22 protein-coding genes and 5 pseudogenes are annotated in these 25,660 nt (G+C 34.5%); 7 read left to right on the top strand and 20 right to left on the bottom strand.

The features are described from left to right. The 11 genes and pseudogenes from OEI98_RS01360 to OEI98_RS01310 all read right to left on the bottom strand — a co-directional run bounded on the left by OEI98_RS01360 (position 1) and on the right by OEI98_RS01310 (position 10,495). Positions 1-729, bottom strand: coding sequence for a fumarylacetoacetate hydrolase family protein (locus OEI98_RS01360; protein WP_266039077.1), 729 nt, complete (start codon positions 727-729; stop codon positions 1-3). 368 nt (positions 730-1,097) lie between these two features. Continuing rightward, positions 1,098-1,495, bottom strand: a pseudogene (locus OEI98_RS01355) (bacteriohemerythrin). 1 nt (position 1,496) lies between these two features. Further along, a complete protein-coding gene (locus OEI98_RS01350; protein WP_266039075.1) occupies positions 1,497-1,904 on the bottom strand; it encodes a bacteriohemerythrin in 408 nt (135 codons plus the stop codon). 117 nt (positions 1,905-2,021) lie between these two features. After that, on the bottom strand, positions 2,022-3,197 hold the full coding sequence (locus OEI98_RS01345; RefSeq protein WP_266039073.1) for an ABC transporter permease: 1,176 nt from the start codon (positions 3,195-3,197) through the stop codon (positions 2,022-2,024). Continuing rightward, positions 3,194-3,886 carry an ABC transporter ATP-binding protein gene (locus tag OEI98_RS01340; RefSeq protein WP_003869075.1) on the bottom strand — a complete coding sequence of 231 codons (693 nt, stop codon included), beginning with the start codon at positions 3,884-3,886 and terminating at the stop codon, positions 3,194-3,196. The genes OEI98_RS01345 and OEI98_RS01340 overlap by 4 nt, the downstream gene beginning before the upstream one ends. A 3-nt stretch (positions 3,887-3,889) precedes the next feature. Beyond that, the gene (locus tag OEI98_RS01335) at positions 3,890-5,701 is read right to left on the bottom strand and encodes an efflux RND transporter periplasmic adaptor subunit (protein WP_266039072.1); all 1,812 of its coding nucleotides are present in this window, start codon (positions 5,699-5,701) and stop codon (positions 3,890-3,892) included. A 90-nt stretch (positions 5,702-5,791) separates the two neighbouring features. Then, complete coding sequence (locus OEI98_RS01330) at positions 5,792-7,162, bottom strand: MATE family efflux transporter (protein ID WP_003869073.1); 1,371 nt, start codon at positions 7,160-7,162, stop codon at positions 5,792-5,794. 1 nt (position 7,163) lies between these two features. After that, positions 7,164-8,333 (bottom strand): DNA polymerase IV, encoded by a 1,170-nt coding sequence (locus tag OEI98_RS01325; RefSeq protein WP_266039071.1) that lies wholly within the window; start codon positions 8,331-8,333, stop codon positions 7,164-7,166. An 18-nt stretch (positions 8,334-8,351) separates the two neighbouring features. Next, positions 8,352-8,822: a tRNA (uridine(34)/cytosine(34)/5-carboxymethylaminomethyluridine(34)-2'-O)-methyltransferase TrmL gene (trmL, locus tag OEI98_RS01320; RefSeq protein ID WP_003869071.1), complete on the bottom strand. Its 471-nt coding sequence runs from the start codon at positions 8,820-8,822 to the stop codon at positions 8,352-8,354. 430 nt (positions 8,823-9,252) lie between these two features. Next, positions 9,253-9,366 carry an OadG-related small transporter subunit gene (locus OEI98_RS01315; RefSeq protein ID WP_003869070.1) on the bottom strand — a complete coding sequence of 38 codons (114 nt, stop codon included), beginning with the start codon at positions 9,364-9,366 and terminating at the stop codon, positions 9,253-9,255. Between the two features lie 19 nt (positions 9,367-9,385). Continuing rightward, positions 9,386-10,495 (bottom strand): sodium ion-translocating decarboxylase subunit beta, encoded by a 1,110-nt coding sequence (locus tag OEI98_RS01310; protein ID WP_014062124.1) that lies wholly within the window; start codon positions 10,493-10,495, stop codon positions 9,386-9,388. Between the two features lie 348 nt (positions 10,496-10,843). On the opposite strand from OEI98_RS01310, the pseudogene nikR reads away from it, so the two are divergent. The 5 genes and pseudogenes from nikR (at position 10,844) to OEI98_RS01285 (ending at position 13,825) form a co-directional block, all read left to right on the top strand. After that, a pseudogene (gene nikR / locus OEI98_RS01305) lies at positions 10,844-11,259 on the top strand (nickel-responsive transcriptional regulator NikR). A 12-nt stretch (positions 11,260-11,271) separates the two neighbouring features. Then, the gene (gene cbiM, locus OEI98_RS01300; RefSeq protein ID WP_004400305.1) at positions 11,272-11,964 is read left to right on the top strand and encodes a cobalt transporter CbiM; all 693 of its coding nucleotides are present in this window, start codon (positions 11,272-11,274) and stop codon (positions 11,962-11,964) included. Next, positions 11,961-12,278: a PDGLE domain-containing protein gene (locus tag OEI98_RS01295; protein WP_004400306.1), complete on the top strand. Its 318-nt coding sequence runs from the start codon at positions 11,961-11,963 to the stop codon at positions 12,276-12,278. Before cbiM ends, OEI98_RS01295 begins: the two co-directional genes overlap by 4 nt. After that, complete coding sequence (cbiQ, locus tag OEI98_RS01290) at positions 12,271-13,086, top strand: cobalt ECF transporter T component CbiQ (RefSeq protein WP_004400307.1); 816 nt, start codon at positions 12,271-12,273, stop codon at positions 13,084-13,086. The genes OEI98_RS01295 and cbiQ overlap by 8 nt, the downstream gene beginning before the upstream one ends. Positions 13,087-13,096: 10 nt before the next feature. Beyond that, positions 13,097-13,825: an energy-coupling factor ABC transporter ATP-binding protein gene (locus tag OEI98_RS01285; RefSeq protein ID WP_266039067.1), complete on the top strand. Its 729-nt coding sequence runs from the start codon at positions 13,097-13,099 to the stop codon at positions 13,823-13,825. Between the two features lie 96 nt (positions 13,826-13,921). Here OEI98_RS01285 and feoB read toward each other — a convergent pair whose 3' ends face one another. Then, positions 13,922-15,892 (bottom strand): ferrous iron transport protein B, encoded by a 1,971-nt coding sequence (gene feoB, locus OEI98_RS01280; RefSeq protein ID WP_004400309.1) that lies wholly within the window; start codon positions 15,890-15,892, stop codon positions 13,922-13,924. Positions 15,893-15,910: 18 nt separating this feature from the next. After that, a complete protein-coding gene (locus tag OEI98_RS01275; protein WP_003869052.1) occupies positions 15,911-16,153 on the bottom strand; it encodes a FeoA family protein in 243 nt (80 codons plus the stop codon). Positions 16,154-16,368: 215 nt separating this feature from the next. Here OEI98_RS01275 and OEI98_RS01270 point away from each other — a divergent pair, with 215 nt between their 5' ends. Next, positions 16,369-16,857, top strand: coding sequence for an Lrp/AsnC family transcriptional regulator (locus OEI98_RS01270; RefSeq protein ID WP_266039064.1), 489 nt, complete (start codon positions 16,369-16,371; stop codon positions 16,855-16,857). Beyond that, positions 16,854-18,020, top strand: coding sequence for an aminotransferase class I/II-fold pyridoxal phosphate-dependent enzyme (locus tag OEI98_RS01265; protein ID WP_266039062.1), 1,167 nt, complete (start codon positions 16,854-16,856; stop codon positions 18,018-18,020). The genes OEI98_RS01270 and OEI98_RS01265 overlap by 4 nt, the downstream gene beginning before the upstream one ends. Positions 18,021-18,113: 93 nt before the next feature. On the opposite strand, the pseudogene OEI98_RS01260 reads toward OEI98_RS01265, so the two are convergent. From OEI98_RS01260 to OEI98_RS01230, 7 genes and pseudogenes are all read right to left on the bottom strand, one after another. Beyond that, positions 18,114-18,972, bottom strand: a pseudogene (locus tag OEI98_RS01260) (DUF1028 domain-containing protein). A 21-nt stretch (positions 18,973-18,993) separates the two neighbouring features. Next, the gene (locus OEI98_RS01255) at positions 18,994-20,871 is read right to left on the bottom strand and encodes an OPT family oligopeptide transporter (protein WP_003869048.1); all 1,878 of its coding nucleotides are present in this window, start codon (positions 20,869-20,871) and stop codon (positions 18,994-18,996) included. Between the two features lie 384 nt (positions 20,872-21,255). Continuing rightward, positions 21,256-21,708 (bottom strand): Lrp/AsnC family transcriptional regulator, encoded by a 453-nt coding sequence (locus tag OEI98_RS01250; protein ID WP_003869047.1) that lies wholly within the window; start codon positions 21,706-21,708, stop codon positions 21,256-21,258. 100 nt (positions 21,709-21,808) lie between these two features. After that, positions 21,809-22,961: pseudogene (gene nagA / locus OEI98_RS01245) on the bottom strand (N-acetylglucosamine-6-phosphate deacetylase). Between the two features lie 111 nt (positions 22,962-23,072). Beyond that, positions 23,073-23,195, bottom strand: a pseudogene (locus OEI98_RS01240) (FAD-linked oxidase C-terminal domain-containing protein); the annotation flags it as partial. 58 nt (positions 23,196-23,253) lie between these two features. Further along, positions 23,254-24,456, bottom strand: a complete 1,203-nt coding sequence (locus OEI98_RS01235) for a phosphopentomutase (RefSeq protein ID WP_266039056.1) — start codon at positions 24,454-24,456, stop codon at positions 23,254-23,256. Then, entirely contained in the window at positions 24,453-25,649 is a 1,197-nt protein-coding gene (locus OEI98_RS01230) for a YhfX family PLP-dependent enzyme (RefSeq protein ID WP_266039054.1), read from the bottom strand. Before OEI98_RS01230 ends, OEI98_RS01235 begins: the two co-directional genes overlap by 4 nt. Positions 25,650-25,660 lie beyond the last annotated feature (11 nt).

The following is a 25,660-nucleotide window of genomic DNA, read 5'->3' as shown; positions in this document are numbered from 1 at the left end:
TTATTTTACTCTATTTGTTAATTTACCTATTCCCTCTATTTCAATAGTTACAACGTCTCCAGGTTTTAAAGGGCCAACGCCAGAGGGTGTTCCCGTCAATATGACATCGCCAGGGTTTAGCGTCATTATGTGAGATATAAAACTCACAAGTTTTGGAACGCCAAATATGAGATGTCTGGTGTTACTTTTTTGCTTTACTTCATCATTTACATATGTAATTATGTCCAAAGAAGATGGGTCTAAGTCTGTCACAATCCAAGGGCCTATGGGCAAAAAGGTATCAAAAGACTTCGCTCTTGTCCATTGACCATCTTTTGCCTGCAAATCCCGCGCAGTTACATCGTTAGCTATCGTATAGCCAAGGACATAATCTAACGCATCTTTTAAAGACACATTTTTCGCTCTTTTGCCTATTACAACAGCCAATTCCCCCTCATAGTCAACCCTCTCTGACATCTTAGGAATAACTATAAAATCATCAGGGCCAATAACTGCTGTTGAAGGTTTTATGAATAATGTCGGTTCCTCCGGCTCTTTGTCCCCCATTTCCTCTATATGATCCCTATAATTTAACCCTACACATATAGCTTTTGTAGGCAGGCAAGGAGGCAAAAGCTTTACTTCCTCCAAGTTGTAAGAATAAAAGCCTTCACTTCCAAATGCAATAACTTTATCCCCTTCAATTATTCCATAACCGTGTATCAGTTTATCTATTCTCACAAGCCTCACAATAAAACCCCCTCAAATTTTTAGATTTAAAAATATTTTACCACATAACCTATGATTAAAAAATAGCCTGTATTTACAGGCTCCAGCTTGTTGACAAAGTCAAAAATTTTTAAATAGGATATTTTGCATCGTCACTCCGATGTTCCAAAGCGACAAAACTAAACTCGACCTTCGGGCTCCGGCAGGGTACCGGGCACATTCGACATCCTTGTCTTAGTGCCCGCCTCCGCCATCACAAGGCTACGGCCCTGCCTTCACCCTCGGTCTTGCTAAGTTTTGTTGCCGCTTTGTCACAAGTCGTTCCTTATGCAAAATATCCTATTTTCGAAAGTTTGTCTACAGTCTGTAGCCTGCATTTACAGGCTCAATTACATTTGGCTTTTTATGTACTCTCCTAATTTTTTATCTACTTTGCTTATATGATTTAGCACCCAATCTACTAAAGTCCTATTAACAGTCATCAAATTAGTGAGCGTAGGACCTTCTTTTTTATTTTTTCATCCAGTTCATTAACTTCTTTAATAAAATTGTCATGAATTTGTTTATGTATTTCATACTCAGGATATTTATACTTTTTCATCAGCTCTTGTTCGGCGCTAAAATGTGTTACAGTATACTTTTTTACAAATTCCATTGCTTCCTCAACTTTTTCCTTGCCTCTTTTTTGATTGTATGACTCTAAAAGGTCATTAATTCTCCTTATCCACTCTTTGTGCTGCTCATCAATATAATCATTTCCTACAGACAAAGACTCTGTCCATTTCATTTTAAAAATCCCCCTTTGCTTTTCTTATATGTTCGCCCACCTTTTTATCTACTTTGCTTATGTGATTTATAAGCCAATCCACCAGCGTTTTATTGACAAGCATTATGATTGATAAGTTTATGCCTTCTTTCTTTATTTTTTTGTCTAACTCGTCCACTTTTTTAACAAAATCCTCATGTATTTTTTTATGTTCTTCATAGGAAGGATATTGGTATTTTTTCATGAGGGCTTCTTCATCGTTAAAATGTTTAACTGTGTAGTCTTTTAAAAATTTCATCACTTCTTCAATCTTTTCTTTACCTTTTTTCTGGTTGCAAGCCTCCAAAACATCATTTACTTTTTTTATTAACTCTTTATGTTGGCTGTCAATGAGTTCATTTTCAACTGATAAAGATTCAGTCCACTTCAATTACTCTCTCCTCCCGATTTTATCATTAACTACATTGTAAACTTTTATCGACAAAAAAGCAATATTAAAAAGGACAAACTCTTAAGTAAAACTAAGAAATTTGTCCTTTTTTGTATTTTACTCGTACCTTAGAGCTTCAATTGGATTTAAATTGGCAGCTTTATTTGCAGGATATACGCCAAAGAACAATCCTACAATTACTGAGAAGGAAAAGGATATTAATACTGTAGAGAGAGAAGGCTTAGCATTTATATTCATAGCTGAGCCTAGTACCATCGACAATACGTATCCTACTATAATTCCCACTATTCCTCCTAATCCGCTTAAAGTTAATGATTCAATTATAAACTGAAGTAATACATCTTTCTTTTTGGCTCCTAATGCTTTTCTTATCCCTATCTCTCTCGTCCTTTCAGTAACAGATACAAGCATTATGTTCATTATCCCTATTCCACCGACTAAAAGGGATATTCCTGCAATTCCTCCAAGGAGCAAGCTCAATGTAGCAGTAACACTATTTACTGTAGATAAAATTTGTGATTGATCAATTATTCTAAAGGCATTTGTATCGCCTTTAAATATAGTTAGCAGTTTGCTGTTTATTTCGTTTTTAGCGAGTTCCACGGTATCTGGGCTTGTAGCTTCTATATATATTTGTCTTATGCCTCTATTTTTCGCAAAGTAGAACATTGTTTTAAGGGGTATAAATATTGAATCATCATCAGAACCTGCAATTGAAGAACCTTTTTGTGACAAAATACCTACTACCGTGAAGTTTTGGCCATTTAATTTTATAGTCTTGCCAATAGGATCAGTAAAGCCAAAAAGCTCTCTCGCTACATTGCTGCCAAGAACTGCTACCCTGTTCCTTCCTTCATCATCCATTGGCAAAATGAATCTGCCAGCTGCTACTTGTATATCGCGTATTGATTGATAATCTCCATTTACTCCATTTACCGTTGTGTTGTCCACTGAATTATTTCCGTACATAGCCGTTACACTGGTAGATATGACCGGAGAGATAGCAGCTATAAAGTTTGAGTCTTTTAAAACAATGGCTTGGTCATAAGTTAAAGAGCTTTCTCCCCCTCTCCCCATTACGTTTACCATTATGAGGTTTGAACCCATACTCTGTATCTGAGAAGTAACACTTCTTGTAGAGCCCTGGCCTATACTTACTAAGGCTATAACAGCTGTGACACCTATTATAATCCCCAACATGGTGAGAAAAGACCTCATTTTATTGCTTAAAATACTGCGTATAGCTATTTTCAAAGCTTCTACATATCTCACGGTGTTACCACCTCGTTTTCTAAAATACGCCCATCTTTTATTCTTACTATTCTTTTGGCTTGTGCAGCTATATTAGGGTCATGAGTTATGAGTACTACTGTATTCCCTCTCTCGTTTAACTCTTTTATTATTTTCATTATCTCACTACCACTTTTTGAGTCTAAGTTTCCCGTCGGCTCATCTGCTAATATTAGATGGGGATTGTTTGCTAGCGCCCTTGCTATTGCTACTCTTTGCTGCTGACCTCCTGATAATTCATTAGGTCTATGGTGCATCCTTTCCTTAAGTCCTACCATCTCTAAAAGCATCTCTGCTCTTTGCCGCCTTTCTTTCGTAGGTACACCTTTGTATATCATAGGCAATTCCACGTTTTCTAAAGCCGTCATTTTTTGAAGCAAATTGAAATTTTGAAAAACAAACCCTATTTCGCTACATCTTAAATCTGCTAATTGATTGTCAGAAAGTTTGCTTGTGTCTATGCCATTTAAAAAGTATTCTCCAGAAGTTTTTACATCTAAGCACCCTATTATATTCATTAAAGTAGTTTTACCTGAACCTGATTGACCGACAATTGATACAAATTCTCCTTTTTCAATGTCAAGGTTTATACCATCTAACGCTCTTACTTCATTTTCTCCCATTTTGTAAATCTTTGTTAAATTCCTTATTTTTATTAAAATGTTATCCATCATTTACCTCCCTGTGGAAGTGTTATTTTGCCCTGTCCCATTAAAGCTTCTGCCTTGGTAACTACCACCTTGATTAGTCATATTCCTGTTGAAATTGCCTTCTGGCCTAAAGCCACCCATTATACCAAAAGCACTTGGATTACGGTTATTTGCGTTTGTTGAGGAATTAAGTGTTGGAATTAATACTTTGTCTCCCTCCTGTAAACCGCTCACAATTTCTATAAAGTTGTCGTTGTAAATACCTGTTTCCACAAATCTTATGTTGTTCCTGAAAAAGTTCCCGTTATTAGTGCTATTGTTAGTGCTATTGATATTTTGATTTTTTAAATCGTCTGTATAGAGTATTACGTATTTTCTATTTCCGTTTGTCTGAACGGCTTGTATTGGAAGTATTAAAGCATTTTGTTTTTCTGCAACAATTATTGAAACATTCATTGACATGCCTAACATTAATCCTTCGCTTGGATCGACTTCAATAATTACGTTGTAAGAAGAAACTCCATTTTGTATTGTTGGAAGTTGTGACACTTCTGAAACAGTACCTGTAAATGTTTTGTCTGGTAAGTCATCTGTTGTAATTTGTGCTTGTTGCCCTACTTTTATGTGCTTTATGTCTGTTTCGTCCACTGAAAGGTTAATGATGTATTTGTTGTTGTTTGCTATTACCGCAGTTTCTGGTTGACTCTCATAAGTAGATAATTGCGTTATATCTAAAACGGGCACAAAACTCGATTGCTGTGATTGGCTATTTGTATTGCTTATGTTAGTGCTCGCTACAGAAGTACCTAATATATCTCCTTCGTTTATGTTCTGGCTAATGATCTTCCCATCTATAGGAGAATAAATTTTTAAGTCGTTGATTTGCTGTAAAATCTGATTGTAGTTGTTTTGTGCTTCCATAACTTTTAATTTGTCATTTTCTATCTGCATCTGCAGATTGCTTATGTTGTCTGATGAAAGTTTTATTAAAAGCTGTCCTTTCTTTACACTTTGCCCTTGAGAAATATATATTTTATCTACCGTACCTGATGTTTGCGCTGTGACATTGACTGTGTTTTTGGCAGTTAACGTGCCATCTTCTAATGCTGTTTCTATTCCGTTATCTGTGTGTATTGATACTTGTACCCTCATTCCATCGCTTAATGCCCCCGGATTGTCAAGTCCTACTGTCACATAGTAGTATTGCACTGTATTATTAGGAACCGGCTGCTCTGAAACGTATTCAACAGTACCTGTTACAGTTGTAAATGAGTCGTATAAAAAAATATCCGCCTTTTGCCCAACTTTTATATTCTTTATTTGAACACCATTGAAAGGAACTTTTACAGTAACATGGGAGTAATCCGCAATGATTGCAACAGGTGTCCCAGGTGTGACATTCTGTCCTTCTTTTACAAGTATACTGTCTATAATTCCGCCAGAAGGAGAAGTTATGTTTAAATTTGCAATGCTACTATTGTAGTTCTGTGTGTCTTGATTTAATTGCTGCTCAGCTAAGTTAAGGTTTATTTTTGCTTGTTCCAGCTGATTGTTTAAATCGTCATCTTCAATTTCGTATAATAGGTCTCCTTTCTTTACAGTGTCTCCTACCTTAAAATACACTTTCTTTACTGTTCCACTGCCTTTTAGCGTAATTGCTCTTACATCACCACTTAAGTTTCCTGTCCCAGTGACTTTCATAGAAATATTACCGCGAGTAACTGTAACATACGAAAGCTGCTGGGGTTGTGATGATTTTGCCCTGTTTACAAAGTAAAAAGTGACAATTCCAATGATTAATACTGCAACAATCACATATAAATATTTCCTCTTCATAAATCCACCTCTTCTAAAAATTGATGTTATAATTAAAATAGCAGAAAAATGTTATGTAAAAATTAAAAATATGTGATGAATTTATGTAGTTTACACTTTAATATATTTCCACCTGCCCGCTTTAAATCTATAGCTATACATTACTGACCTTACAACAAAGTCGATACATATACCAATCCATATTCCATATACTCCCATACCAAACACTTTACCAAGAATATATCCAATAGTCACTCTAAAGAGCCATAATCCAATAAAAGCCGTGAGAACAATATAAGGAATATCGCCTGCAGCCCTTAATACTCCTGCCATGACATTTAATATAGCAAGCAAAGGTTCCACAACAGCAAAAATCTTTATAATATCAGAAGCTATTTTTATTACAATAGGATCAGTAGTATAAAGCGCTGCAAGCTGCTTTGAAAATATAAACATAAAAACACCTATAACAGAAATTACAATAACAGCAATGTTTCTTGAAACTTTTGCGTATATTTCCGCTAACATAAAATGTTTTGCACCAAGACTCCGTCCCACTAAACTGGTTGCCGCTATTGAAAATCCAAATATAGGCATAAAAGCAAGACTATTAGCATTCATACCTATTTGATATACAGCAATTGCAATAGTCCCCATTGTGGAAACGATAACTTGCATTACAAGGAAACCACCTTGCATTATTACCTGCTCTAAAGAAGCTGGTATTCCTACTCGTATAATCCTCATCATCATGTTAAAGTCAAGTCGAATCTTTTCTTTTATATCAAGATTAATTCGCCTTTTGCCAAAATATAAAACATATAATTGCAAAAAACCTCCTATTATTCTTGAAATTGTAGCAGAAAGTGCAGAACCTTTTACTCCTAAAGGAGGTATTAAATATCTACCGTGATAAGTCACTCCAAATACAAGTGTGCTATTTAACAAAAGATTTATCACATTTACTGTAGCAGTTATGTACATTGGGGTTTTGGTATCCCCTGCACCTCTTAAAGCCCCGCCTATGATGATATCAATTATCACAAAAGGTAGCCCAAAAAGCACTATTCTATAGTACATTAAAGCCAATTTAAAAACATCAGTGGATACACTTCCAAAGAAGGTTTTAACAATAGGTACTGCAAAAATATAGCCCAAAGTAGTGAGTCCTATAAAAATAGCAATACTCATAATAAGTGACTGCATAACTGCAAGGCGAGCCCCTTCTTCGTCTTCTTCACCAATAAGCCTCGCTACAATTACTGTGGAACCAGTGGCAAGCCCTGAAAAAATTGCTTGAAAGAAAAAAATAAGGGAATTAATCATCCCAACAGCCGCAATTGCACTGGCACTTATTCGACCTACAAATATAGTTGACACCATTCCAACTGTCATTATAAGCATTTGTTCTGTTATAGAAGGCCAAGCCAATTCTATAATTTCTTTAGCAACATTGCGCTTATGCCTCTCTTTTGCTTCCAATTTAATCCCTCCGTTGCTTCGTTTCCTCATTTAAAAGTTCACTTGCTTTTTTCACTACTTCCTGCCCCATCTTTTTATTTATTTCTCTAACTACATTTTCTGCCTTAATAAATTTAATAACCCTTTTATCCAAAAAGGACAATTGCTCATATTTTACTGCACTCAAGTTAGAAACAGATAGACCAATAAGCCTTATATATTGGTCTAATTTTAGACTTTCAATAATTTCGTAGGCTACATCGTATATGTCCTCACCTAATCGTATATATTTATTTAATGTCTTGCTTTTGGTGTGAACTGCAAAATCTGGTGTCTTTATCTTAACAGTAACCGTTCTGGCATAAAGTCTCTCTCTAACTAATTCTTCCGATATTATGTCGGAAAATAATTTCACATAATGAAGTAAAAGCTTTTTGTCCTTTGTATCCTTTTCCAGTGTTTTTTCCTTTCCTATAGACTTAATCTCTCTCATAGTTTCTACAGGCCTCTCATCAATGCCCCTAATTCTATTATATATCTCTAAACCCAATTTCCCAAAAATCTCAATAAGACTTTCCTGTGATAGTTTCAAGAGGTCATCTATTGTATTTATTCCCATAGCTTTAAGTTTTTGCTCAGACTTTTCTCCTATCCCATAAACTTTGGAAACGGGAAGTGGTTTTAAAATGTCGGGAATCATATCTTCTGTTATGACCATAAACCCATCTGGTTTATTCCAATCTGAGGCAAGTTTTGCAAGAAATTTATTATAGGAAACTCCTGCAGAAATAGTAAGTCCTGTCGTTTCCTTCACTTTCTTTTTTATTTCCAGGGCAATAATCTCTGGATTTTTGTCAATATATGTAACATCAAGATAGGCTTCATCTATAGAAACAGGTTCCACTAGAGGAGTTATACTGTACAGGATATTAAAAATTTGAGCTGAAACCTCTTCATATCTTTTTCTCCTTACAGAAAGAAAAATACCGTGTGGACATAGCTTCCTCGCCATGTACATCGGCATTGCAGAATGTATTCCGTACTTTCTTGCCTCATAGGAGCAAGTTGAAACTACTCCTCGTTCCGACAAGCCGCCTATAATAACAGGTTTTCCTTTGTATTCTGGATTATCATGTTGTTCTACAGATGCAAAAAAAGCATCCATATCAACATGGATAATCTTCCTCTTCATAATCATCCCTCAATTTTTTTATTTCATATTAGGAAAACCCAGTTGTCTCAAGGCCTCATATAGTACTATAGCTACAGAGTTGGACAAATTTAGAGACCTTGTAGATATCACTTCATGCATTGGTATCCGTATACAGTCTTCGTAGTATTTTTCAATCAACCACTTAGGAAGTCCTGCAGTTTCTTTCCCAAAAAGTATATAAGAATTGTCTTCATATTTTACTTCATGATAATACTTTTTAGCCTTTGTGGTAGCAAGATAAAACTTTTTCCCTTTGTTTTGTTCAAGAAATTGTTCGAGATTATCGTAAACAGTAAGGTCTAAAAGAGGCCAGTAATCTAAGCCAGCTCTTTTTACGTATTTTTCGTCTATACTGAAACCTAAAGGTTTTACAAGATGAAGCCTGCTGCCTGTAAGCACACAAGTTCTTGCAATATTCCCTGTGTTTTGTGGTATTTCAGGTTCAACAAGTACTACATTAAGTGGCATCACCAAAACCTCCATGCAGTAACAACTTTACAATTTTATTATATCACAAGGAGTATATAATTAAAAAATTAGCAAAAGTTTTGTGTGTGTAAAAAATTAGTAGGTGAATAATATGCTGACATTTTGCACAGTTCGCTCCAGTGATATCGCAGGCTAAACTAACGCTCGACCTCAGACTCCAGCGGGGTTCCTACGTCAGGTGGCATCCTTGCCTCATGTCCCGCCTCCGCCATTCTTGGCTTCGGCCCCGCTTCCGTCTTTCGGTCTCGCTAAGTTTCCCGGCACTCAACTGAACGGGCTGGTCCTTTCTCTTATTCTCCCTTTTTAACATTTTCGGTTGAGTGCCGGGCTGTCAAGTCGCTTCTCTTGTGCAAAATGTCAGCAGCATTCCCTACTTAAATTTTACACGAACAAAATTTTTATTGCTTATCTACTCATTAAATATTTTCACTAAAACTTTAATCAACACAAAAAATATGACTAACATCAAAAAAGTCACGCCAAACCCAACAGTGGCAATTTTAATTAAATTAAACAAGTTCATTTTGTTCACCTCTTTAAAATTACATAATAGAACTTACAAGTGCTATTACAATACCTCCTGCTATGATAGAACCTAACTGACCTGCAACATTTGCTCCTACAGCCTGCATTAAAATAAAATTTGTAGGGTCTTCTTTTTGGGCCATTTTCTGTATCACACGAGACGACATTGGAAAAGCTGATATTCCAGCAGCTCCTACCATTGGATTGACTTTATTTTTTAAAAACAAATTTAAAAACTTTGCAAACAATACTCCTCCTGCTGTATCAAATATAAATGCTATAAGTCCCATTCCAAATATCAAAAGAGTTGTAGGTGTCAAAAATTTGTCGGCAGTCATAGTAGAACCTATTGTTATCCCAAGTAAAAGTGTCACAAGATTGGCAAGTTCATTTTGTGCAGCTTTTGAAAGCCGTTCTACTACCCCACTTTCTCTTATGAGGTTGCCAAACATCAAAGAACCTACAAGAGGAACACTAGTTGGTACTAAAATTCCTGCAACAAATGTCACTGCTATTGGAAAAAGTATTTTAGCTGTTTTTGAAACTTCATTCATGCGCAAATCCATTCTAATTTTTCGTTCTTCTTCACTGGTAAGCATTTTTATCACAAAGGGCTGGATTATTGGAACTAATGCCATATACGAATAAGCTGCAACTGATATAGGACCCAAAAGCTTTGGTGCAAACAAATTAGCTACATAAATAGATGTAGGGCCATCTGCAGCGCCAATTATGCCTATAGCAGCTGCTTCTTTTAAATTAAAGCCCAGCATATGCGCAAAAATTATAGTTAAAAATATTCCTAACTGCGCTGCTGCGCCAAAAAATATCATTAACGGTTGCTTAAGAAGTGGTGAAAAATCTACCATTGCACCAACTGCAATAAAAATGAGAATAGGAAAAAGTTCTGTACTTATTCCAGCGTTGTATAGAATTGTAAGAAAACCATTTTCACCTATAGCAGATGAAAGCGGAATATTGGCTAGTATTATGCCAAACCCTATAGGCAAAAGTAACATTGGCTCGTATTCTTTTTTTATCGCAAGATATATAAGGATACCTCCAATGATAAACATTATAATATGGCCTGGTGTAAGATTTAATATACCTTCTATAAAAGCGTTCATTATCTATACTCCCTTCTTTTGTAAATATACATAAAAAAGCAAAACCTCTATAGTGATGAACACTATAAAGGTCTTGCTCAAAACTCCGTCCGGAGTTTCTAACCTGCCGGAGAAAATTTCTCGTGATGACGACAGGTTAAACCACACATTGTGGCGAGCTACTCCCCTTTATTTATTTTATTATATATTAAATCGTTATCACAATCAACTTTCAAGTTCATTTTATAACCTCAACATTAAAGCAATATTAATTGAAAATTAAACTAAAATTAATTTTTAAATTGACTCCGCCATAAAATAGTGCTATTATTTTTAAGAAGATGACACCATTTTAGGGGAGTGATAAGTCTGGAAGAAATAATACGTTTTGGAGTTTCAATGGAATCAAAACTTCTTTATCAATTTGACGAGCTTATAAAGAAAAAAACTACAACAACAGGTCCGAAGCCATAAGAGATTTAATAAGAGATTTTATAGTGGAAAATCAGTGGGAAGCAGAAGATGCAGAGACCATTGGAACAATTACATATGTTTTTAATCATGAAGTGAGAGAAATAAGTGACAAACTGACAGATATGCAACACAAACATTATCAAAACATAATCTCAACAATGCACGTACACTTGGATAAGCATAATTGCCTCGAAGTAATGGTAGTAAAAGGCACTGCAAAGGAAATTACAAAAATTGCAGATGAAATAATAAGCACAAAAGGAGTAAAGCATGGAAAACTGGTAATGACAACAACAGGGGAAAATTTGTAAGGGGGAATTTTTATGCACATACCAGAAGGATATTTAAGTCCTCAAACCTGCGCCGTTATGGGTGCTGCTATGGTACCAGTGTTGACAGTTGCAGCAAAAAAAGTCAACAAAAGTTTTGACAAAAAGGACGTTCCTGCTATGGCAATAGGGTCAGCTTTTGCCTTTACAATAATGATGTTTAACGTGCCAATACCAGGAGGTACAACTGCCCACGCAATTGGCGCCACACTGCTTGCAATAACTTTAGGACCTTGGGCGGCAAGTATATCTCTTACAATAGCCTTATTTATTCAAGCATTGCTTTTTGGAGATGGAGGAATTTTGGCTCTCGGAGCAAATAGCTTTAACATAGCATTTATAGCTCCTTTTGTGGGATACGGAATTTATAAACTTATGTTGTCACTTAAGTTAAATAAAGTCATATCATCTGCTATAGGGGGATATGTAGGAATAAATGCTGCAGCTCTTGCCACAGCAATAGAACTTGGACTTCAACCATTGCTTTTTCATACAGCAAATGGAACACCACTATACTTTCCCTATGGATTAAACGTAGCAATACCTGCAATGATGTTTGCTCATCTTGCTGTAGCTGGTATTGTAGAAGCTGTTATAACAGGCCTTGTAGTATATTATTTACAAAAAGTAGACGAAGAAAATATATTATATAAATTCTCATATAGGCTTAGAGGTGATAATAGATGAAAAAATTCTACATTGCAGCTATAGTTATAATACTTCTCACTCCTCTCGGGCTTTTAGCTCCTGGTTCGGCATGGGGAGAATGGGGCTTAGATGAAATTAAGAACATGATAGGATACGTACCAGAGGGAATGAGCCGATTCTCAGAAGTTATAAAAGCAATATTACCCGATTACAGTATACCAGGATTTGATGCCAATTTCTTTCAACAAGCTTTAGGTTATATTTTTTCAGCAGTTGTAGGAATTGCAGCTATTGTATTGATATTTGCAATATTAGGGAGGATTATGGGAAAACCCCAGAAGAAAAATGGATAACTTTTTAGAAAAGACAATCTTAAGTATACAAAATGCATTTGAAGATATGTTTTATTCTGACACAATTTCTGCTAAGAAAGGTATTATGCAGTCTCTTGATACGAGAATAAAACTTGTCTCTGTTTTTATATTAATCATTATAGTCAATTTTGGAAAGACAATACCTTTTATGGCCATATTTCTTATTTATGCACTTTTGTTGGCTTATTTTTCTAAAATACCTTTAAAAGCATATGTTGTGAGGGTATCAGCAGTCTCAATATTTTTTACAGGTATTGTCCTGATACCTTCACTTTTTAATGTAGTAAAAGAAGGACAGCCTTTAGTATATTTCACAAAAAATTTTTATATAACAAAAGAGGGATTAGAAAGTGCTATTGTTTTTATGATGAGGTCATTTATATCTTTATCTTTTGTGTATATATTAGCTCTATCAACAAAATGGGTAGAAATATTAAAAGCATTGAGAGTTTTTAAGCTTCCCCACATTTTTACTGCTACACTTGAAATGGCCTTACGTTACATCTTTTTGCTTTTAGAAATTGCTATAAACATGTTTCTCGCAAGAAAAAGCAGAAATGTCGGGAAAAGTGATAGTAGTGAAGGAAGAAAATTTGTCGCTTCTGCTATGGCAAATGTTTTGATAAGGTCTCAACAACTGAGTGATGATGTTTACAATGCTATGGTTTCGCGGGGTTACAAAAGAGAATACAAAACAATAACTACTTTTAAAATAACTTTTTATGATTATATATGGATAGGTTTTAATATAACTTTTTTATCCATCTTGTGGTATATCCACCCATAAGGAGGTCCAAATGAGCACAGTATTTGAATTAAAAAATGTTTATTACTCTTACAATAAATCAGTTCCTGCTTTAATTGACATAAGTTTTGAAGTAAAAAAAGAAGAAAAGTTAATTCTTCTAGGTGCAAATGGCAGTGGAAAATCTACTCTTTTAAAATTGATGGACAATTTAATTTATCCGGACAAAGGTGAAATATGGGCATTTGGCAAATTGCTGGGGGATAAAAAAACTTTTGATGAATACGAATTTAGAAAAAAAGTAGGCTTTGTATTTCAGGATTCTGATGTACAACTTTTTAACACTACTGTTTTTGATGAAGTAGCCTTTGCACCACTTCAAATGAGCTTAAAAGGCAATGAAGTCCAAAAAATAGTGGAAGAATCTCTTATTTCTTTTGGACTCGAAAAATTAAAAGATAGACCCCCTCACAGATTAAGCGGCGGAGAAAAGAAAAAAGTCGCATTAGCGTCAGTCATGGTAATAAATCCTGAAGTTTTGCTTCTTGACGAACCTACAAATGGCCTTGATCCACGGTCAAAAAAGTGGCTTTTAGGAAAACTACAAGAATTAAACAAAAAAGGCACCACGATAGTCATTGCAACTCACGACCTTGACATGGCAGCAACACTTTCAGACAGGATAATAGTGCTAAACGAAGACCATAGAATAGAAGCTATAGGTAAACCTGAGGAAATTCTTAATAATGAGGAGCTTTTGCTAAAAACCAATCTGATTTGATAAAAAAAATAGAGTAGGTCTAGTGTCCTACTCTATTTTCAATTTATTTTTTTCTATAAATTCTATTGTTTTTCACCCATTAACATTATAGCACAATTATACAAAAGTAAGAATTCGATTTAATATTCCTCCTATTAGTATCGCAATAAAAATATTAGCAAAAACTACCCACCATGTCTTTCTCCAGCCAATTGTCCTTTTTAATGCCGCAATTGTAGCAATACAAGGAATATAAAGCATTGTAACAACACCAAAGACAATCATCTGCCGCGGCGTCAAAATCTGTGTTATGTGACTTGTCCCAGACAGTGTTAAAAGCATTATAAGTGTCAATTCTTTTCTGAGTATCCCAAAAATCAATACTATCCCAACTATTGACGGCAATCCCAACCATTTTACAACAATAGGATCCATTATATAAGTCACATATTTAAATATGCCAGAGTACTTCAATATTTCCAGAACCAAGCTGCCAACTACAATTATTGGAAGAGCTACATACAAAAAGTCTTTTATTCTAAACCATATCTGCTTCAATGTAGGCTTTAAAGCAGGCATCCTGTAGCCAGGAAGTTCCATTATCAAATCATAAGGCTTTCCAGGTGCTATTTTATTTGCAAAATACGCCGCTATATAAACTACCAAAACGTCTAAGGCAAAAACAGCGAGTGCGTATTGTGGCCCCATGAAGACCCCTATTGTTCCCAAAATTATTACAATTCTTGCAGAACAAGGCACAAGAGTGGACATAAAAGACGCAATAAATATTTCTCTATCCGTTTCTAAAATTTTGGTGCCTAATACTGCAGGGACATTGCACCCAAACCCCATCAATACTGGAATAAGGGCTTTACCGTGAAGCCCAACTTTGTGCATAACCTCATCCATTAAAAATGCAATTCTTGCAAGATAACCAGTGTTTTCAAGTATTGATAAAAGCACATAAAAAGGAAATATATAGGGAAGCACTATAGTTATAGCAGAAATAATCCCTTCAGCAAGCCCATTCCAGAGAAAATCTTTATACATATTTGGAATATTCAAATTGTACACTAAAGGCTTAAAACCGTCAAAAAAGTCCTCCAGCACACCTGAGAAATACTCTCCAAATTTAAATATTCCATAAAAAGATATAAATACAATAATGAGCATTGATATATAGCCCCATATTTTATGAAGAGTTACATTGTCAATTAAATCAGTCCAAGTAATTCTATGGTGAATCTCTGATACAGTTTGGCTTGCGATAAAAGAAGCAATATCATATCTGTCTGCTGTAACTAAAGTTGCAAGAGGACTATCTGTCTTCGCTTTTAAACCTTCTAATTCTTTTTGAATTTCTTCATAAGCTTTTTCTCCATTAGGCTCTTTTTTTAACTTTTCTACTATATCGCTATCATCTTCTATCAGTTTTAGAGAAATCCACAGAGGATGAAACAAATTTATAAGGTCTACATTGTGTTTCAAAAGGATGTTGTAAATTTTCATTACATATTCACTTACTTCATTTCTGTATTTGAGAATTTTTTCCTCTTTTATATCATACCTTTTTACATCCACTTCTTTATGCGAATCCACAACTTCTAAAGCTTTATTTATTAATTCCTGAAGCCCTTTGCCTTTTGTAGCAACAGTTTCTACAACTGGAATATCTAAAAGCTCTTCTAACTTCTTCACATCTATATCTATACCCTTTTTAATGGCATAATCCACTTGGTTTAAAGCCATAACCATAGGCACATGAAGCTCTAAAAGTTGCACTGTAAAAAACAAATTTCTCTCAAGATTAGAGGCATCCACTACGTTTATTACAACATCCGGTTTTTCAAAAGCTATAAACTCACGGGAAACAATTTCCTCTTGAGAATAAGCAGAAAGTGAATAAATACCAGGAAGGTCAACAATTTTTATAGTTCGTCCTTTAAACCGTAGTACACCTTCTGCCCTTTCGACTGTTTTTCCCGGCCAGTTGCCAATTATCTGTGTCAATCCTGTTAATTGATTAAATATGACACTTTTACCCACATTAGCATTTCCTGCTAAGGCTATAATTATTTCTTTTTTCATCGCATATCGCCCTTTCTGTCAGACGATTTTTACATATATTTTTGAAGCAAGACCATATCCAATCACAAGGTGAGAATTCCTGACCTCCAATTCCACAGGACCCCTTAAAGGACCTTTTCTAACCAGCTTAACTTTTGTCCCCGGGACAAGTCCCATTTCATTTAACCTTTGCGTAGCTGCTCTTCCTGCTTTTATTAATACAATCTCTCCTTCATGATTTTCCTTTAATTCTATAAGATTTATAATAGTATTTTCTCCCATTTATATGCAGCCTCCATAATTGAAAATAATTATCAATATCCCTATAAAAATTGTAACATTCTTTACATGTATCTGTCAACCCAACAATCTTGTATTACTTCAATTTCAAACGTTTTTATTTAAAATTTTATACTTCAATTTATTAAATTATTGAATTACGCCTATCTTTGTATTATAATGTGCATAAAATATCTTTTTAGGAGGGTGGATGAAATATGGATAAATCTATGGAAATCATTGACCTTTTGTGCGAAAACAGTCGTCTTACAGAAAAACAAATTGCAACAATTACAGGGCTTAGTGAAGAAGAAGTCAAAAACACAATAAAAAATCTTGAGGACAAAAAAGTGTTGTTAAAATACACTACTTTAGTGGATTGGGAAAAGACTGACCGGGAAGTCATAACTGCCCTCATAGATGTGAGAGTAGCACCCCAGCAAGGACATGGATTTAACAGAGTAGCCCACAGAATATGCCAGTACGAAGAAGTAAAATCAGTTTCCTTAATTTCCGGAACTTATGACCTTTCTGTGGAAGTAGAAGGCAAAAACATGAAAGAAATAGCATTATTTGTAGCTGAAAGACTTGCACCTATTGAAGGAGTCTTAAGCACTACAACCCATTTTGTATTAAAAAGATATAAAAAGGACGGCGTTTTTTACGAAGAAGGACAAAATGACAAAAGACTGGTGGTAACACCATGAACACAGACAAATATATATCTAATGCAGTAAAAAGCATACCACCGTCCGGAATTAGAAAATTTTTTGACCTTGTGACAAATTCAAAAGACATAATATCACTGGGAGTTGGCGAACCAGATTTTGTAACTCCATGGGAAATAAGAAAAGAAGGCATAGACGCACTAGATAGAGGTAGCACAACATACACCTCAAACTTAGGCTTGCCCGAACTTAGAATCGCCATATCCTATTTTTTAAAGACCCATTATAATTTAGCTTATGACCCAGAAAAAGAAATTATGGTAACTATCGGTGCCAGTGAAGCTATCGACTTGGCACTCAGAGCTCTTTTAAATGACGGTGACGAGGTTTTAGTACCTGAACCAAGTTACGTATCATACGCACCATGTGTAACTTTGACAAGAGGCATCCCTGTATTTGTTCCTACTGATGAAAAAAACAATTTTATACTAACCCCTGATGACCTAAAATCAAAAATAACCCCAAAAACAAAGGTATTAATTCTTCCTTACCCCAATAACCCTACAGGTGCTATCATGAAAAAAGAAGAATTAGAAGAAATTATAGACATAATAATTGAACATGATTTACTAGTCATTTCTGATGAAATATACAGTGAATTAACTTATGAAGGAAAGCACGTAAGCATAGCCTCACTTCCGGGCATGAAAGAAAGGACAATACTTATAAACGGTTTTTCTAAAGCTTTTGCCATGACAGGTTGGAGACTTGGATATATTGCAGCAGAACACGGATTCATTGAAGCGATGAATAAAATCCATCAGTACACAACTATATGCGCTCCAATAACAGCACAATATGCAGCTATAAAGGGTATATATCAATGTGAAGAAGACATAGTAAAAATGAGAGAAACATATGATAAGAGAAGGAAATTTATTGTAAACGGATTTCGCGAAATAGGTTTTGACTGCTTTGAGCCAAAAGGAGCTTTCTATATTTTCCCGTCAATAAAAAAGACGGGTATGACTTCACAGGAATTTTGTGAAAAACTCTTAAAAGAAGAAAAAGTAGCTGTAGTACCAGGAGACGCATTTGGCCCAAGCGGTGAAGGATTTATTCGTGTATCATACGCATATTCTATAGATAAAATAGCAAGAGCACTTGAAAGAATAAAACACTTCGCTGAAAGAATATTGTAGTCCTATCAAAACTAAAAGGAATCCCCCTTCATTTCAAAAAAGAAAGGATTCCTTTTAGTTTTGTAATACTAAAATTAATTTCTTACTGTTCCTTTACTTTTTTCTTAAATAATTCAATACATTTATATCAACGACATCACCTTCACAAATTCTTTCTTCGAAATTTTCCCATCCACAAAAATCTTTATACGCTTCTTTTGTATATTCATCATATTTTCCTGTTATTTCTCCCTTATAATAGCCTAATTTTTTAAGAGATTCCTGTATTTCAGCAGCCAATTTCTCATCTACTTTTACCATTTCTTCAGGCTTCGTTTTACTAAAATATAATTCATGCAAATCTAATAAATGAGATAATTTAGCGATTGGATCAGGGTCATCATCAACCCTAAGGTCAATATATCTATCATTATATCCTCCATAGCTTCCTTTTTCTTTAACAATAAGCAAAGATGCCGATTGTCTACCTCTTCTATCTCCTCCTGCATTTTGAGCTGCAGCTAAAGCCGCAACTAATCTTCGCGCAAGAGTCCCTTTCGTATTTACAAAAGTCTCAGCAAGGGCTTTTACAGTATCCTCACTTACTAATATGTTACCTTGACAAGAGAAATTTTCTCCCACAATATGACCTGCCCAATCAAAGCATCTTTTGCCAGTAAAAGCAGCAGCATTTCCTTTTGTATCTACTATACCTACCTGTCTATCTTCTCTATCTGGATCTAATGCAAGCAATGCATCAAGAACTTGTTGTGCAGAATATCCCTTCTCAAGAAGTTTGATGCCTATTTCTCCAAAATCAAGATTAGCCAATGCCTGTGTAGCTATCGCGCCTGCTCCAGCTTTTGCCCAACCTACTGCAGAACCTACCGCCAAAAATTTTGATTGAACCGCTACACCTAATTCACCAGTTTGAGGATCACGCGACAATAGAAAATGTTGAAATTCTTCTCATAAACAATTTCCTCCTTTATTTTCAATTCTCTTCAACTTTAGAATTGCTATAAAGCGTATAAGCAATTATTGCTATGAGAACCAATCCTACTATTGATGCTATTCCATTACTTAAAATTCCACTTCCTATTGCAATTTTTTCGGCTACCCCTGCCGTGGTTAATAAAGCAAGTAAAACACCTACCAAAGCATCTCCTGCAACAAGTCCTGATGCATATAATGTACCACTTTCGATTCCATTGTTCCTATATTTTTCTACAAGCGTTCTTACAAAACCTCCAACAAATATTGGAACTGATAAATGTACTGGTAAATATAATCCTATCGCAAATGGTAAAGAAGCTATACCCATTAGTTCCACAATTACTCCTATAGCTGCACCAATAATTAATAGTCCCCACGGCAAGTTGCCAGAAAATACTCCTTTAACTAACACTGCAATTACAGCTGTAGCAGGGGAAGGCAATTCACTACTTCCAATATGATATGCGTTATTTAACAAAGTTAGCACAAAACCTGACATACCAGCAAAGATAAGAATACCAGGTATCATTATAATCTGCTGGGCCTTTGGAGTGGCACCTACTATAAAACCTGTTTTTAAATCTTGAGAAGTGTCACCAGCAATTGCAGCGGCAACTGTTACAATAGCACCAATAACAACAGTTGTAACCATCCCCTTAATGCCTGTATAGCCTATTGATTTCATAATAATAGCACTAATGAATATGGTTGCAATCGTCATTCCGGAGACAGGATTAGATGAACTTCCAACAACCCCAACTATTCTCGAAGAAATAGATACAAATAGAAATCCAAAAATTGCTGTAAGAAATGCACCTAATATATTCATTTCCATTTGAGGTATTAAAGTAATCAAAATAACTATTGCTAAAAATATCGATACAATATAAGGAAATGGTATATCTCTTTCTGTACGCAAAGTATTATTTGAAGTAGATGTTCTTATTTTAGAAAAAGAACTTAAAATAGCATCTTTTACAACAGGAAGCGCTCTGAAAAACTCCACTAGTCCTCCAACAGTTAATGCTCCTGCTCCGATATATTGAATGTAATCTGTCCACATTCCCCATGCATCCAATTGAGAAATGGGAGTTAACGAAGGGAAAATTGGTGTATTTACATTAGCTCCAATAAAAGTTAAAAGAGGAATAATAACTACCCAAGCTAGCAAACCACCAGCTAGTATTATTGCTGAAACTTTATAGCCTATTAAATAACCTACACCTACAAGAGAGGGAAGAATATTAGCACCAATAACTCCTCCAGGAAGTTTTGGTATTGATGTTTCAATAACATCTGGGAAAAAGCCAAGACCCGATTGTATTAATCTGTATATTGCAGCAATTATTCCACCTTTAAACACCATCTTAGCAGATACGCCGCCCTTATCACCTGCGATAAGAATTTCTGCGCAAGCCGTACCTTCAGGATAAGGTAGGATTCCATGCTGCTCTACAATTAAGTATCTTCTGTAGATAACCATTCCAATTACGCCTAAAATTCCTCCAAATAAAGTTATTAATGAGATTAATAACATGGAAGGAATATAATCAAGAAAATATAGTGCTGGTATACTAAATACCACACCTGCCGCGGCAGCTTCACCAGCAGAAGCTAATGTCTGAACTATATTGTTTTCTAAGATAGTACCTCTTCTTAAGACTCCTTTTAATATCGACATAGACACTACAGCAGCTGGAATAGATGCACTTACAGTCATACCAACCTTAAGGCCAAGATAAGCATTTGCTGCTCCAAAAATAATAACAAGTATTATCCCTAAAATTACAGAAGTAGGTGTAATTTCTGGTAAATAAACATCTGCTGGTACATACGGTTTAAAACTATTATCCTTTTTTAATACATCATTTTTCATCCCAACTTTCCCCCTTTATTATTTTACTTTATTAAATTTTTTGATAAAAAATAATAGATATTGATGATTTTATGCTATATTAGCAATAATATCTATTATTTATTGCTAATATAGCATATTTATAGATAACTGTCAATAATCATCTAAAAATATTTAATGTTTTATTTTTGGCAGTAAATTAATGAAAGTTAATATAAGAAGTATTTTCTTAATCATTTGACGTACAGTATGTTTGATTTTAATCTGGAGAAAATTACTTGTTTTCCTTAGTTTATTTATAACTTCTTGAGAAATTAAATTCCTCGTAACAAAAGATAATAAAAATAAAAACATGGCACTATAAATTTCCGCCATGCTTTTAGACAAAATATTTTTCTTCTTTGTCTAAACTTCATTCATCCAATTGTATGTATCCTTGAAAAGTTTAAGTTCTATAGATAAGTCACATTCTTTAATTCCTTTCATTTTTGCCAAATCCTCAGTCATAAACTTTATCAAATCATCATTTGATTTCATATATATTTCTACAATTAAATCGTATCTTCCAGCTGTATAAGCAATAAATCTCACTTCTTTTACTTTTGCAAGTGCTTCCGCAACTTCTTGTAAATAAACTAAATCTACTTTTAGACAAAGAATAGCCATTACCTCAAACCCAACTTGTTTGGGATCTGGAATAGCAACAACACGTAAAATATTATTTGCAACCAATTGATTATATCTTAATCTTACAGTGCTCTCTGGTTTTTTTAGTAAAGCTGCTATATCTCTAAATGATTTTCTACCATCCGTCTGCAGAATTCGCATTATCTCAAAATCTAACTCGTCAAATTTCATTAAAAAACCCCCTCTCACAAAAATATACATCAAGCTAACAATTAATAAACTTAATATAAATTCTTGTTCTTTTTAATTTTTTCTATTTTCTTTTATCTTGTTATACTACTTTATACACAATTTTCCCATTAACCATTGTCATATCTACAGTTAAATCACTGTTTAGAATGGTTATATCAGCATCTTTTCCTATAGCTATACTGCCTTTTCTGTCAGCTATGCCAATTACTTTTGCAGGGTTTAAAGAAACCATCTTGCAAGCTTCAAAAAGTGGTATTCCAAGAGACGTTATATTTGCTACAGCTTTATCCAATGTCAAAGTACTTCCTGCCAAAGTGCCATTTTCTAATCTAGCCTCTCCATTTTTCACATAAACTTTTTGCCCTCCAAGACTGTATTCTCCATCTCCTAAACCACAAGCTGCCATAGCATCAGAAATTAATACTACTCTATCTGTCCCTTTTATTTTTAAAAGTATTTTTACTGCCGCAGGATGTGAATGTATAAAGTCGCATATCAACTCGCTGTATAATCTGTCATCCAAAAAAACTTCTCCTAAAGCACCTGGCTCCCTGTGGTGAAGCCCTTTCATGCCATTATATGTATGAACTGCTATTGTCGCTCCACGGTCAACTCCATTTTTCATCTCTTCATAAGTAGCATTTGTATGCCCTAATGATACTCTTATATTTTTTAGTTACATATTCTACAAACTCCCCATTCTTGTCCTTCTCTGGCGCCAGTGCTATTACTTTTATATTCCCATTTGAAGCTTCAATAAACTTGTCCATTATGTCTATGTTTGGTTCTAAGATGTATCTCTCATCCTGTGCCCCTTTGTGTTCTTTGCTTATAAAGGGTCCTTCCACATATGCACCTAAAACTTGCGCACCTTCTGTACCCTTTTTCATTGTCTCATTAATATTTTTAAGAGCATCTAAAATATAGGGTATATCCATTGTCATGGTAGTAGCACAAAAAGATGTAACCCCATGCCTTGCAAGGTGAACTGAAATAGCATTTAAAGCTTCATAAGTACCTTCCATTGTGTCATGCCCTACTCCACCATGTATGTGTATATCAATAAATCCAGGCACCACCTTTTTTCCTTTTAAATCAATTACTTCTGCATCAACATTATATAAACCCTTACCAATCTCTACAATTTTACCTTCTGATATTAATATATCTCCATTGTATATTATTTCCTTCTCTGTATATATCTCACCATGCTTTAATAGAATACTTTTCATTTGAAAACAACTCCTTTTAGTAATTTCATATAATCTTCTATATTTGATTATATCACAAAAACTATGGTTTTCTTAAATTTATCACGTATGTTATCTCTATATAATTTTCCCCGGATTAAGTATTAGATTTGGATCAAGTGCTTTTTTGATTGCTCTCATCATTGTCCCTGTTACAGGGTCCATTTTCACATTATTTGTTTCAGGAACTTGCTTTATTGGAACTATTATTTTCATATAGACTTCTCCCTTCAAGTGGAATAAATAATATAGAAAAAGGAGATAGAACATCTCCTCATTTCATCATATTTAAAAAACTCTCTCCATTTTCCGGTTTTTCAACACCAAAATAATCTGCTATAGTAGCTCCTATATCTGATAAAGTCTTTCTTTCCCCTAACTTTACCGGTCTTAATTTTTTACCGTAAACCAATAGAAGCGCTTTTTCTCTTGTGTGATGATTATGCCCTATTGTGGGGTCATTACCGTGATCACCAGTTATAAATAAAATATCATCCCCCTTCATTTTATCAATAATTTGGGGTAGATAATCATCTACAAGTTTCAATTTTTCGGCGTATTTCTCTACGTCCTGTGAATGGCCTGCAAGGTCTGTTTCTTGTACATTTGCCATTATTAAACCATCAGATATGTTGTCTAACTTATTCAATAATATACTTAATACAGTTTCTGTATCAACACATGGATTATAATCTGCACCATCACAGTTTATAACATCTGCCGCCTTTCCAATAAGAGATACATCAAAACCATGCTTCTTCAAAATAGTTGTCACTTGGACATTTGGGCCTATTCCATATCCAAGATGTCTCACCATATAACCTTTATTATACACACCAGCTTTTGTACAGTTTATTCCAACGATATTATCCGATTTTTCTTCTACCGCATTTAATATATCATTTATTGTGATCCCTTTTCCTCCCAATGCAATAACTCTTCCAACTTTAACGTTATCTCTTACTATTTGTCCGATTTTCAATTCTTCTTCAAATGAAATATAATCCAAAGGAGCAGTAACATTGTAGTTTAAACCTATATCCGCTTCAATATTGTCTGCTATTGTTACAACACCATTTACCAATAAAAATGGGTGTTTAGAATCTGGTATAGTAACATCAAAGCCTGCTTTCTCTAACTCAGTTTTTACTTTGTCCATACACTCTTTAAAAGGCTGTACCAAAGCTTTTCTAGGCTTTGAACCAACAATCTCTTGATGCCCTTGAAAAGTATCTGCTCCTTCATGCTCTAAGTTTGAACATCCATAGCTTGCAATGGGATTACTAACCTTTTTTATATTCTTACTCTCAACTATAAGACCTGCTCCCATTAATTCTAAATTATTTAATCTGTAATTATCATTATATTCAGAAACATGTTTTAAAGTATTTGCTCCTATATCTTGCGGACGTACCTCAGGGACATCAGCCATTTCACCAACCCCAAGACTATCTATTACAAGAATTATTGCTCTCATTTATTATCCTTCTTTCTTAAATCCTTTAAAAGATTACCTTTTGAATCAAATATATACGTTAATTTTGGTTTCCCTGAAGATAACCCTTCAATAAGAGCTATTTTTGCTCTTGTTACAAATATTTGTGTTCTAAATGAATATATTACAGTGTCCCCGACGTTAACCTTTCTATTGTTTAAAAGTATAGTTCCATAATAGTCTATTGATTCCGGTGATAATTCTTCAACATCAAATATTCTATCTAAAATATCTTCAGGATTATTTGATACTAACGCATATTTAACATTCGACCTCGGGTAAAACCCGCCTCCATAGCAATAAGCTTTTTCATTGTTAATATGAGATATCTCAGATACATACACAATTGATGGTTTTTCAGGCTGTTTTGTATATGCATGTAAAGGAGTCGTCCCCAATAAAGCATGCCCCGGCTCTCCATGAGTAATACCATACTTATTTAAAAGCGGTATTGAACTACAGCATGTAGCACTGGGCCCATTTACCTGCCAGATTTCAATATCCATTTCATGCAATATTTCTTTTGCTTTTAAGAGGGTATATACATTGTGCGTTGGTGTAATTTCTTTCTTTTCGTAGTCATAAAGAAAACATGGAAATGATGTAATACCAGCAATTTTTATATTCTCTAATTTTAATATATGATGAACTGTTTCTTTTAATTTTCCAAGATATATACCACCTTCTTGACCGGGATATATTACATCATTTTCATCTATTACTCTTAATAATATATCTTGTGTAATTCCAAGCTCTTTTGCGCTATCTGATATTTCTTTTGCTTTTTCATATGAAAAACATGTTATAACCTCTGGTTTCATAAGCAAAGATAACTTAATATTGTTTTTTGGAACTTGCACTAAATGTCCTATATGACCTATATTAAGGCCGTTGTCGTACAACACCTTTGCCTCATCAAAGTCTACAGCTACGGCTTTATCAATTCCTGCCTTTTCAATGATTTTTGAAATAATAGGATTTCTTCCAAACTGTTTTGTCATATAATATAAATTAACATTATATTTTAAAGCAGTATCATTTATTAATTTTGCATTCTCATAAATACTATCAACATCCAACACATAAGTATTTGGTTCAATAACACCGTTTCTGTGTAATTTGGCAGCTTCTATAATAAGTTGTGGATTTCTTTCAATAACCATATTAAGAAACATTGCATCATCTC

Origin of the sequence: Thermoanaerobacter sp. RKWS2, from assembly GCF_026240795.1 — a bacterium.
Taxonomy (GTDB): domain Bacteria; phylum Bacillota; class Thermoanaerobacteria; order Thermoanaerobacterales; family Thermoanaerobacteraceae; genus Thermoanaerobacter; species Thermoanaerobacter ethanolicus.
Note: the sequence above shows the minus strand (reverse complement) of the source record. Positions and strands in the feature narration are given on the sequence as shown.